The organism is Gallintestinimicrobium propionicum, assembly GCF_025567525.1.
In the GTDB taxonomy this organism is placed as follows: domain Bacteria; phylum Bacillota; class Clostridia; order Lachnospirales; family Lachnospiraceae; genus Gallintestinimicrobium; species Gallintestinimicrobium propionicum.
In genome coordinates, this window is sequence record NZ_JAOQJY010000016.1 from 75,958 (window position 1) to 87,069 (window position 11,112).

Here is an 11,112-nt window from a genome sequence, read left to right on the forward strand (position 1 = left end):
GTCAGCCTATCAGATATTCAGCAGGTCGCTATATACCTTCAGTGCACCGTCTGTCTCATGGGCCAGTACGCGTTTTGCCAGAACCTTACCCAGCTGTACGCCTTCCTGATCGAAGCTGTTTACATTCCATGCAAAGCCCTGGAACATAACCTTATTTTCAAAATGTGCAAGCAGTGCACCCAGAGTCTTAGGGGTCAGCTGGTCGCCGATGATAATGCTGGAAGGACGTCCGCCTTCGAAATTCTTATTGCGGTTATCATCTGCCTTACCGCAGGCAAATGCAACGATCTGTGCAGCCACGTTTGCGCACAGCTTCTGCTGGCTGGTGCTGCCCTGAATGACAACGTCCGTGCCGATCTGGCTATCCTTAAATCCGATAAACTGCAGCGGAACGATATCGGTTCCCTGATGCAGCAGCTGATAGAAGGAATGCTGTCCGTTGGTTCCGGGCTCACCGAAGATCAGCGGTCCTGTCACATAGTCAATCGGCTCGCCAAAGCGGTTGACGGATTTACCATTGGATTCCATATCCATCTGCTGTAAATGTGCAGGGAAACGGCTCAGTGCCTGGGAATAGGGCAATACAGCTGTTGCAGGATAGCCCAGCACGTTGCGCTCGTATACACCGATCAGTGCATCCAGCATTTCCGGGTTCTCCAGCAGGTTCTTGTTGGTCGCTCTGCGGTCAACCTCTGCCGCGCCCTCCAGAAACTGTGCAAATACTTCCGGTCCGAATGCCAGAGATAATACTGCACCGCCAACTGCTGAGGTGGAAGAATACCGTCCGCCGATAAAATCATCCATGAAAAATGCTGCCAGATAATCGTCGCTCTTTGCCAGAGGAGATGTCTCACTGGTAACTGCGATCATATGCTTCGATGCATCAAGTCCTGCCTTTGCCAGCGCATCCTTTACAAAGGATTCGTTGGTCAGAGTTTCCAGTGTCGTACCGGATTTGGAAACCAGCACGAACAGGGAATGCTCTACATCGATGGAATTTAAAACTGCAGCCGCATCATCCGGATCAACGTTGCTGATGAATTTTGCTTCCATCTTGAATGCACCGTTTTTCTTTGCCCAGTTCTCCATTGCAAGATACATGGCACGGGGGCCTAAGTCACTTCCGCCGATACCGATCTGTACAACTGTTGTAAACTTCTCGCCTGCAGCGTTGGTGATTTCACCGGCATGTACCTGATTGGCAAACTCTGCGATCCGCTTCTGCTGTGTTACATAAAATTCGCGCTTATCTACGCCGTCTGCCTCGACCTTGCCGCCCAGCTGTCCACGTGTCAGCTGATGCAGAACCAGACGCTTCTCTCCTGTATTGATAACTGCGCCATTGTACAATGACTCATATTTTTCTACCAGCTGAGCCTCTTTGGCAAGCTTGTCCAGAATTGCGAGCACATTGTCATCGACTGCTTTTGCCGCATAATTAAAAGTCAGACCATCCACGATCGGGGTGCTGTAGGTTTTTACACGCTCCGCGCCATTTTCTCCGGACATCACTTCCGCCAGATTGATACGCTCTGCTTTTTCCAGCTCCTGATAAGAAGCCAGTGTATCCAAATTGTTCCAGTTCAGCATAACAGATTCCTCCTCATGCAATTTTATTTTTCAGGTTTCCTTGTTATAATTCTGACAACTCGTTTTTGATTATACTATTCTACGTTTCAAAATTCAACAAAAAACCTAATGTATTTTGAGGAATCTAACATTTGGCACTCTCATAAACAATAGTTCCCACGAAAAAAAATGATGTCGGATTCCCCAAATTTTCCTGATAGAAAAGAAAGATTTCATGAAGTTTCTTTTTCGATAAGGACTGTTATTCAGTGCTGAACATTTTCTACAGAATGTTCAGCAGTTTGCAGTTTTTTCAGACGGTTGACCAACTCATGATCCGGATTATGCCTGATTCTGCATTCCTTATCGAGCATCATTACCGCTTCATCGCCATCGGCACATGCGGGCCATTCTATCCCGGAAATTTCCGGTTTTCCAGTCCTTGCAAAGCTTACCCATGCCTGACAAATCTGCTCCTGCATCCGATTTGTTTCCTCACCGCAATTGCACACCGGAACCTTATCGATATTATGAAAGACGAACGGAATTTCCGAACAGTGCCATGCAATTTTTCCATCGAACATCGGGAATTCATAGGTAAACTGAAAAGAATAAATCTTGCTGTCCGGACACTTTACCCGCTCTTTGATAAACCGGATTGTCGGTTCCCGAAAGATCGTATCCACTGACAGAAGATCAATCGGCGCTTTATCCGGGTAGATTTTCAGGAATTCTTCTATCAGCTCAATTCCTTCTTCTCCCAATGCATCGCTTACTTTTTCTTCCACTTCTTTTCTGGTAAATTCATATTTTCCGGAAATCGCCGGTCCGAAATCAAATTCTCCAAGCACAGTACCGATCAGCAGCGGAATTTTTTTCGTTTCTTCCCGAAATCCATGTTTGATCGCATCTCCGAAATAACTTTGATTTTTGTGAGGATGATTTCCGACATATTCGCCTTTTTGTGCAACCTTCGGTGCTGCATTTTCATAAGCCTGCGCAAGCTGATCATAAGGAAGGGTTTCCAATTGATCGACATCTTTTTCTTCCAGACCCAGCTCTACAAGCATTGCTTTGACAATCTCTCTTCCGTTCCCGTCCTCTATATCGCCGAGAAGATCCGGATCTACTACGCCGCTTTCAATAATTCCCTTATGGAACAAACCATCCGCTTCAGGCATTTGTAAAAGCGACCAGACTTTTACTCCGCCGCCGGACTGACCAAACAGGGTTACATTTTCCGGATCTCCGCCAAACCCTTCAATATTATCCCGGATCCATTCCAGGGCTGCAATCAGATCCAAATTTCCTGCATTCGCAGAATCCTGGTATTTTTCTCCAAACGGAGACAAATCCAGATATCCCAACACATTCAGCCTGTGATTCACCGATACGACAACAACATCTCCGGCTCTGCTTAAATTTTCTCCGTCATAGGCGAGCTGTTCGATGGAAGACCCCGCTGAAAATCCGCCGCCGTGCAGCCATACCATAACCGGACGTTTCCTGCCATCCCGAATGGACGGCGTCCAGATATTTAAGTTCTGGCAATCCTCTTTTTCTGACCAGTACATATGCGGAACCATCATTTCCCCATTTCCGCCCGGCTGTTCCGGATGCAAAAGCGGGCTCACATAGCCATAGGACTGTACATCTTTGACTCCGTCCCAGGGCTTTACCCGTTCCGGTTTCCGGAAGCGCTGCGCATGCGCATACGGAATTCCTTTAAAAATGCAGGTTCCCTTCCATTCATATCCCCGCAGTGCCCCCTCTTTTGTCTGCACGACTGGATAGTCTTTCTGATAAATAAATTTGTTCATGTGCGTTCTCTCCTCTTTCGTATTTTTTTAACTATTCCACCCCACTGTCGTAAACAATAGAATGCACGCTCTGCGAGCATTCTATTGTCATGAACAATAGAATATACGCTCTGCAAGCATTCTATTGTCACGAACAAAAAACCGGCAGGTGATATCCTTTTTCAGGAACATCAGCCTGCCGGATCTTCCTTTATTATACCATAGGAAATTCCGCCATAAAATGACAAATACTGATCAGTTATACATTATCTTTGAGAATGCCCTTTAAAATATCTGCGGATTTTTTCAGCGCGAGCAGCTCGGTTTCGCTCAGCTCGATCGGCACAACTGTCTCAATTCCGTTTGCATCCACCACTGCCGGAATGCTGAGTACCACGTCGTAGAGACCGTATTCCCCGGTCATCAGGCTCGATACCGGCATGATCGACTTCTCATCCCGCACAATCGCTGAGCAGATTCTGACTACCGCCATCGCAATGCCGTAATAGGTTGCATGTTTTTTAGAAATGATTTCATATGCGCTGTTTTTCACATGATCGAAGATCCTCGTCATCGAATCTTCGTGGTTAAAATGTCCGCGCAGCTCGCAAAAATCACTGATCTTCAGTCCGCCGACACGGGCATCGCTCCATGCTGCCAGTTCACTGTCCCCGTGCTCGCCGATGATATAGGCATGCACGCTTCTGCTGTCTACACCCAGATGCTCGCCAAGCTCATACCGAAATCTTCCTGTATCCAGAACGGTTCCGGAGCCGATGACGCGGTTTGCGGGATAGCCCGATTCCTTCAGCGCAATATAGGTCAGAATATCCACCGGGTTGGAAACGATCAGCAAAATGCCTTCAAAATCCCGCTTTTTGATCTCACCGATGATGGACCGCATGATCTTTGCATTTTTCTGGATCAGATCCAGCCGTGTTTCCTCCGGTTTCTGATTCGCTCCTGCTGTAATCACAATGATCGCTGCATCCGAAACATCGTCATAGGTTCCTGCATATATTTTCATCGGACTCGCGAAAGCCATCCCATGACTGATATCCAGAGCCTCTCCCTCTGCCCGATTCTGATCCGCATCGATCAGCACCATCTCAGAAAACAGCTTACTCTGCATCAGTGCAAATGCAGAAGCCGATCCTACGAAGCCGCAACCTACCATTGCTACTTTTCTACTATTTAACGCCATTGATATTTCCTCCTGATCTTTCTGTCTTTCCACGCAACGCCGTTTTGTATAGGCTTCGCTTTTCGAAGCTTTAAAAAAACAGCGCTGCATAACTAATTATCCGCCCTTCCTGCCATCTTTCAGCGGACAATCTTTTCAAAGTCTGACGCCGGGTGTTTGCAGATCGGACATACATAATCCTCCGGCAGCACTTCTCCGACATACTCATATCCACAAATCTTGCAGCGCCACACGGTCTGACCATTCTCAGTCTTTCCGACCGCTTCCGGCTTCGGCTTGATCTCCTTTAGATAATATTCATAGGTTACGGATGGCTCCTTACTCAAAACATCCATATCCGTGATCTCTCCGATGAACATCGTATGGGAGCCGAGGTCTATCATATGATCTGCCTTTGCCGAAATATATGCATTTGTGCCCTCTGTCACATAATAAATTCCATTTTCGCCGCGTCTGCAGGCTTCGTATCCTTCAAACTTGTCCACATCCCTGCCGGACTGAAAACCGAACCGTTTAAACAGCTCAAAATCTGCTGCCTGACTGAGGACTGAGACCGTGAATTTCCCCGTGTTCACAATCATATCATGAGTCGCATTCGCCTTATTTATACAGATACTCAGCTGATTCGGCGCAGACGCTGCCTGAATCGCCGTATTGATGATGCAGCCGTTATCCTTTTTTCCCTCTTTGGCAGTTAAAACAAATAATCCGTAGCTTAATTTATACATTGCTTCTTTATTCATTTTGATTCCTCCCGTCTTTTTCTTTACTTGTATTATATCCCAATCCTATTCCAGCGTCAATATAGTAATAGTAATTATTACTAATTTTATTCATAACAATAGAATGCTCGCAGAGCGTGCATCTATTGTTTACGAGTTCGTTCTTGTTCCCACACGGTAGATAAAAAACGGCAGAAAATTCTATTTCGAATTTCCTGCCGAAATTTTATTATGTTCTTAAATTTCCGGTTTAGGGCTTTTCGATAATCCCATACTTGCGATACAGCTCTTTTCTTGCCTTTTCATCTGTCGCCGCAAGCTTTGCATTCGCGACATCACCCTTACTGAGTAAAATATCCATCAGCTTGCCGAGGGCATTTTCTCCTTCTTCACGACCTTTTTGGATGCCTTTCTCAATGCCTTTTTCAATGCCTTTTTCTTCTACATATCCAGATAAATTGCACATTAAATCAACCTCCCGGGATAATCCGCTTTCCATTTTCATGGAATATTTTTCTTTTAACAATGATTTTTTCTGTGTCACTGGAATTTCTGGCGACAAAAGTGTATTTAACATTCCGATAAATTCATTCGGATAGGATTTACTTTCTTTTAATCCAATCACTACTACCGAAAGTTTATCATAAGAAGCCCTGTCATCCGGGAATCCGGGGACAACATCCCGTTTCTCCATCCGGTATTCTGAAATCGCATTTCCGATATAATCCGGCACCCCAAAACACAACCATATCGAATAGACCTTTTTGATATCGTCGTAGTTACTATCACAAAACTCAGTGCCAAGCTGAGCCGAAATCATTCTTGCCCCGTAAAAAATCCCCCTCGTAGGAATTTTGTAACCCGGATACCAGGATTTCTGTGCCTCAACATTGATAATCAGACGAATTTTTTCTCTGCTTCGCAATACTACTGCATAAAATCGAATATCATAAGCTATTCGCCCTTCTCCATTGACTGCATCTTCATTTGCCATCCCAATAATAGTTTCTCCAGGATTTACTCCAACTGCTGCAATCTCCGGCATTCCTTCAATACATCCCTCAATTTCTTCCAACGACAGCTCTTGAAATTCTTCTGCAGTATTTTTCAGTATCCACGCCAATACTTCCTTCTGTGCCAACACTTTTCGACACTGAACATCATACTGCACCTTCATTTCTGCCACCGAAAGCGCTTTCGATAACTCGTTCACCATACAGAATCTCCTTCCTTTCAAATATATTGGCATAAATATATTTTAAAAGAGATTCTTTTTTCTGTCATTCAAGTTGTAATTGAATACCTACTCCCCATACTGTAGGATGTAACAAATCCAACGATTATTTGCAGTTTTTCTCTTTCATTTTTTTCAGATACTGCGCCTTCAGCTGGTTTTCTTCCCCCAGTCGTCTGATTTCCTCCTGCAGATGCTGCACATATTCCCGGGTCAGCTTCACTCCGCCGCGCACTGCCACATCGGAATGCTGCTCCATTTCATCCAGCCACTGCATCAGCGACTTTTCCCTGATATCATTATAGGTATTGTCCGGTCTCGTAAACATGAATTCCTCCTTAAATCCCTGATGCAGAGCCGGATCCTTTATCCGGCATACGGCACATACTCAAAGCAGTCACTGATGGAAACACCGTTAATTCTTCCTTCCCACTCTTCTTCGGAAGGATGCTCCAGCTCAAACTCGCAAATTCGTCCGTCATCCAGCATTGCTTCCGCATATGCTTCGCCATCTGTTTTCAGAAGGACAAAATGCGTTCCGGCAGGGAGCGTCTCTTTCTGTCCGCTGCCGCGTTTTGTATTCGCCTCCCGCACAGACAGCTCCATATCAATGGACGAGGTCAGCTCCACTTTCCAGTCTGTATAAGTGGAAACAATTGTCCACAGCAAATCCTCTGTTTTCGGAATTCCATCTTCCTCTACATGGAATTTCTTGTAAGCCTCATAGGTTCCAAGAATATCAAAGCGTTTGCTCAGCACAAAGCTCTCCGGGTCAAAGGGCTGATTCGGATCAATTCCCAGATAATCTGCTGTTACAAGTCTCAGATCATTTTTCATCAGTTCAAAAATCTGCAGATATTTACCGTCCCCTTCTCCCATTGTTTCCAGATACAGCCATGTTTTCCCGTTCTGTGTCCGGATCAGATATCCATAGGCGCTGTAGCCACATCCGCCATAATAATCAGAGTCCATAAACATCTCCGTATCATAGCTGTTGTCGTCGCAGTGAATCACGATAGAGTCCGCATAATCATACTCATCCCGGTCTGCAGAATAGGAAATTTCCTCCTCTGCACCGTCTCCATCCAGATCCACCAGGCAGATTTCATCTTCTGCGATCGGAATCGCCCATTGATCCGAATTTTTCTGATATTGCTTCCGGATCAGCTCCGGATATTCTGTAAAGGACAAGCTTACGGCCTGCTCTCCTGACGCATAGGGTGCCAGCACATAAGTATTAAAATAAACGGTAATGCCATCACCTGACAGCGTCCACAACGGCTCCCCGTATTCCTCTTTATCGCCATAGAATACATTTTTTACGGTATCCGGATAATCCTCATAGAAACCGTATTCGTCTTTTCTTTCTTCCAGCTTTGCGCATACCTCTTTATAAAAGGTATCGTAATCGGACACCACATCGGAAAGCTTTAAATCCTTGCCGGATTTTACGTCATAATTACAGGTCTCCTTGAAGCTGTAGGGATGTGCCCCTCCCAGCCATTCATTGGTGTCCATATAATAACTCAAAACAAGGGAATCGGCTCTGGTGAAGGTAATATTTCCTTCGATCGAAAGCCCTGTCATTCCCACTCCCTCATCCCAAAGCTCCCTGTTATCCGAAATTACATTTTTGTAGGCCCCCATCTGACTTTTGTAAGTCTTCTGGTTCCATTCCTCCAGGGAAGCGCAAAGAGCATCATGCCCTTCCTCTATAACCAGGATCTTCGGTATATCAATGCTGATGAGGGTTTCATAGCTGTCCTGATCATATTCTGCCTCATAATCATAATCGACAAACATTGGCAAAACTGTCGCTGCACCAGTTTCAGCGGCAGCTTCTTCCTGCTCGTCTGCAGGCGTGTTTTCCTGCACGGTTTCCTGCTTGTTTTCCCGCTCTGCCTTGTGTGTCTCTTTTGCTGTCTGCTCTGCAGTTTCCTGTGTCGCCGGCTGTTTCTCTGCTGTCTTTTGTCCACAGCCTCCGGCAAAAAATAAGGAAATGCACAATAATACAGAAATAAGCCTTCTCTTTTTCATTTTCCCCCGTTCTGATGCATCCGCATCGTAAGCTTATAAAAGCTTATCCAAAAATTGATTTAACAGTTTCCAGCGCTGCAATACGCTTTTAAGGCAGCCTTTAAGGCTTCATATCTTTGCCTTTTTTCCTCTTTGGCAAAATGTACTTTGCGGAACTGCTCCGGATTATTTTCATAATCCAAAGCTTCCTCTCCAAACTGTTCACTGGTCAGATCAAACCGCCAGTCCCCGATTACATTATAACAATGATAATTCCCGCCCGGGCGTAAAACTCCGTATACCTTTCCTCCAAAAATATCCTGGGCAAGAAAAGCGGTAATGGAACATTGCCCCAGGGTAGGATTTTCCTTTGTCCAGTCTTTCCGCATCCGCGGTGCACAGGTATCTGCACACCAGAGCTTTGACAGTGCGTCATACAGCTGTCGCGGGTTATGGATCCCCGGATATTCTTCTGTTATTGCCGGAGCATCTGCATGCTCCCAACCCCAAAATTGATAGCTCATAGCCTTATATCTTCCTTTTATATTGTTCTGTTTTCTGCACGATCCGGCATCCGAGATATCCGCACAGGATTCCCAGAAGCGCTCCACCCAGAATATCTGTTGGATAATGTACATACAAATACATTCTGGAAAATGCAATGAAAGCTGCCAAAACCAATGCTGCCTTCCACAGGTACTTTTCCCCTGCAAAATAGAGCGCCGATGCAGCGGCAAAGGACACTGCAGTATGTCCCGAAGGAAAGGAATAATCTGACGGATACGGAATCAAAAGCCTGACGGCATCATTGATATCGCAGGGGCGGATCCTTCTCACCAGATTTTTCAGAAACAGATTGCAGAATATTCCGTCCAGGATCAATGCTGCTCCCAGGATCAGACCGGTTTTTCGTGTTTTCGGGATCAGGAGCAAAATAACTGTAAGTACAATCCATATCACACCTCCGTTTCCAAAGCTGGTTATAAACGGCATGAGCACATCCACTGCCGGGGTTCTGAGGTTTTGAATCCCATCCAGAATCCAAAATTCCAAATTCATGATCCAGAGTCTCCATTCGTTTTGTAAATCGTTTCCAATGTCTCTGTCTCTATCATACCATATCAAACGCCCAATCATCCACCCCCTGCAGTTACTTTTGGGCAAAACAATCCCGGCAGCGTCAGGACTGCTGTCTGACCGCTGCCGGGATCCCTCTGATATCCTTCTATAAAATTTACCGGAAAATCATCTGTGCGAAGTCTGCAAAGCACGGTCTCCACACATTCCAGTCATGTCCTCCGTGATAAATTTTTCTGGTTTCCCGAACACCTTTTGTTTGGATAATTTCATCCTCCTCCAGGAACCTCGGAAGAAACCAGTCCTCATCTCCAATGCAGCGGAAAAACGTATGAAAATAGGTGTTGAAGGCCGCATCATCCATTGCCTTTAAATAAGACTGCCCGCCTGACTTTGGAACAATTCCGTCATGTTCTTCATCTCCTACTATCCTGTCTCTTAAAAAGCCGGAGAAAATGCCAACCTCGCTGAACAGCTCCGGGTGTTCACATATTATACGGGTCGTCTGTACAGAACCCATGGACAGTCCTGCCATACCTCTTTTTTCCTTGCTTCCCCCAAACTGATATTTTTTCTCTAGCATCGGAAGGATTTCCTCTACCAGCATCTGCCCATAAAGCGCACGATTCAGTTTAAGTTTTCCGTCGATTCGCTGCTTTACCATGCCATTTCCCATAACGATCGCAAAGGGCTTGATTTTTCCTGCCGCGATCAGATTGTCCATCAGGATATTCACTTTTCCTGTGGTTGACCAGGAAATCTCGCTCTCTCCAAATCCGTGCTGCAAATACAGAACCGGAAGCCCTGCAGACGGTACACATGGCGGAAGATATAGGATCAGCTTTTCCCAGTTATCAGAAATTTTGGATTTATAAAATTCCTGGGTCAGTGTTCCGTGGGGAACATCCCGAAGCTCAAATAATCCGTCTTCATCCGGCAGCTCAATATAGTTATACGGACGACCGTAGCCATGTGCGATGGGAAGCTCCGGGCTGAGAACCTCCTGACCATCTACACAGATCTGCACATAATTCACAGGCGTAGAAAATGGCAGTTCCAAAATCCACTTTTTCCCTGTTTTCGTAAACGGATACAGCTTCTCTCCCCACTTCATGGAGAGCTCTTTGGCATTTTCGCAGTCCAACTGCAAAAATGTCTTTCCGTCTTTTCTTATGAATGTGCCATTTTCCTCCAGAGCTTCCAGCTTCCGCTGTGAACTGATTTCTTCCATTTTGTTTCCCATTTTGTTTCCCTCTTTTCTGTTTCTGTCGTATCTGTTTCCAAATACCAGTACCTATTATATCAGTTTTTATTTCGTTTGTAACCTGGTAAGGATGCTGCTTATATCCATCTTCTTTTCGACTGCAGTAAACGCAACGTTCTCTCCATCGTGGATGAGGCTCCAGATTTCTCCGTATGCCCTCTTTTCAAGAAGCTCCGAAAGAAGGAAGGTCGAGGTTGCTCTCTTTGTAGCGAAGATAATCCTTCTCA

General features: G+C 45.5%; 11 protein-coding genes. All 11 read right to left on the reverse strand.

Annotated elements, in window-relative coordinates:
- Positions 1-9: 9 nt before the first annotated feature.
- Positions 10-1,590, reverse strand: a complete 1,581-nt coding sequence (locus tag OCV62_RS12345) for a glucose-6-phosphate isomerase (protein ID WP_021915017.1) — start codon at positions 1,588-1,590, stop codon at positions 10-12.
- A gap of 245 nt (positions 1,591-1,835) precedes the next feature.
- Positions 1,836-3,389 carry a carboxylesterase/lipase family protein gene (locus OCV62_RS12350; protein WP_262587041.1) on the reverse strand — a complete coding sequence of 518 codons (1,554 nt, stop codon included), beginning with the start codon at positions 3,387-3,389 and terminating at the stop codon, positions 1,836-1,838.
- A 238-nt stretch (positions 3,390-3,627) separates the two neighbouring features.
- On the reverse strand, positions 3,628-4,572 hold the full coding sequence (locus OCV62_RS12355) for an L-lactate dehydrogenase (protein WP_262587042.1): 945 nt from the start codon (positions 4,570-4,572) through the stop codon (positions 3,628-3,630).
- Positions 4,573-4,691: 119 nt separating this feature from the next.
- The gene (locus OCV62_RS12360) at positions 4,692-5,315 is read right to left on the reverse strand and encodes a flavin reductase (RefSeq protein ID WP_021915014.1); all 624 of its coding nucleotides are present in this window, start codon (positions 5,313-5,315) and stop codon (positions 4,692-4,694) included.
- A gap of 229 nt (positions 5,316-5,544) precedes the next feature.
- Positions 5,545-6,510: a hypothetical protein gene (locus OCV62_RS12365; RefSeq protein WP_021915013.1), complete on the reverse strand. Its 966-nt coding sequence runs from the start codon at positions 6,508-6,510 to the stop codon at positions 5,545-5,547.
- A gap of 124 nt (positions 6,511-6,634) precedes the next feature.
- Entirely contained in the window at positions 6,635-6,856 is a 222-nt protein-coding gene (locus OCV62_RS12370; protein ID WP_021915012.1) for a hypothetical protein, read from the reverse strand.
- Positions 6,857-6,894: 38 nt separating this feature from the next.
- A complete protein-coding gene (locus OCV62_RS12375; protein ID WP_262587043.1) occupies positions 6,895-8,565 on the reverse strand; it encodes an RsiV family protein in 1,671 nt (556 codons plus the stop codon).
- Between the two features lie 59 nt (positions 8,566-8,624).
- A complete protein-coding gene (locus OCV62_RS12380) occupies positions 8,625-9,068 on the reverse strand; it encodes a YunG family protein (protein WP_262587044.1) in 444 nt (147 codons plus the stop codon).
- 4 nt (positions 9,069-9,072) lie between these two features.
- Positions 9,073-9,603 carry a phosphatase PAP2 family protein gene (locus tag OCV62_RS12385; RefSeq protein ID WP_262587045.1) on the reverse strand — a complete coding sequence of 177 codons (531 nt, stop codon included), beginning with the start codon at positions 9,601-9,603 and terminating at the stop codon, positions 9,073-9,075.
- Between the two features lie 175 nt (positions 9,604-9,778).
- A complete protein-coding gene (locus tag OCV62_RS12390) occupies positions 9,779-10,864 on the reverse strand; it encodes an alpha/beta hydrolase-fold protein (protein ID WP_262587047.1) in 1,086 nt (361 codons plus the stop codon).
- 66 nt (positions 10,865-10,930) lie between these two features.
- Positions 10,931-11,112, reverse strand: a 182-nt coding sequence (locus tag OCV62_RS12395) for a hypothetical protein (RefSeq protein ID WP_262587049.1), incomplete at its 5' end; no start/stop codon positions are given.

Excerpts from the sequence above, each read along its gene's own strand:
- OCV62_RS12345 (WP_021915017.1), bottom strand. The coding sequence starts at position 1,590 with ATGCTGAACTGGAACAATTTGGATACACTGGCTTCTTATCAGGAGCTG.
- OCV62_RS12385 (WP_262587045.1), bottom strand. The coding sequence starts at position 9,603 with ATGAATTTGGAATTTTGGATTCTGGATGGGATTCAAAACCTCAGAACC.
- OCV62_RS12350 (WP_262587041.1), bottom strand. The coding sequence starts at position 3,389 with ATGAACAAATTTATTTATCAGAAAGACTATCCAGTCGTGCAGACAAAA.
- OCV62_RS12365 (WP_021915013.1), bottom strand. The coding sequence starts at position 6,510 with ATGGTGAACGAGTTATCGAAAGCGCTTTCGGTGGCAGAAATGAAGGTG.
- OCV62_RS12360 (WP_021915014.1), bottom strand. The coding sequence starts at position 5,315 with ATGAATAAAGAAGCAATGTATAAATTAAGCTACGGATTATTTGTTTTA.
- OCV62_RS12355 (WP_262587042.1), bottom strand. The coding sequence starts at position 4,572 with ATGGCGTTAAATAGTAGAAAAGTAGCAATGGTAGGTTGCGGCTTCGTA.
- OCV62_RS12390 (WP_262587047.1), bottom strand. The coding sequence starts at position 10,864 with ATGGGAAACAAAATGGAAGAAATCAGTTCACAGCGGAAGCTGGAAGCT.
- OCV62_RS12380 (WP_262587044.1), bottom strand. The coding sequence starts at position 9,068 with ATGAGCTATCAATTTTGGGGTTGGGAGCATGCAGATGCTCCGGCAATA.
- OCV62_RS12370 (WP_021915012.1), bottom strand. The coding sequence starts at position 6,856 with ATGTTTACGAGACCGGACAATACCTATAATGATATCAGGGAAAAGTCG.
- OCV62_RS12375 (WP_262587043.1), bottom strand. The coding sequence starts at position 8,565 with ATGAAAAAGAGAAGGCTTATTTCTGTATTATTGTGCATTTCCTTATTT.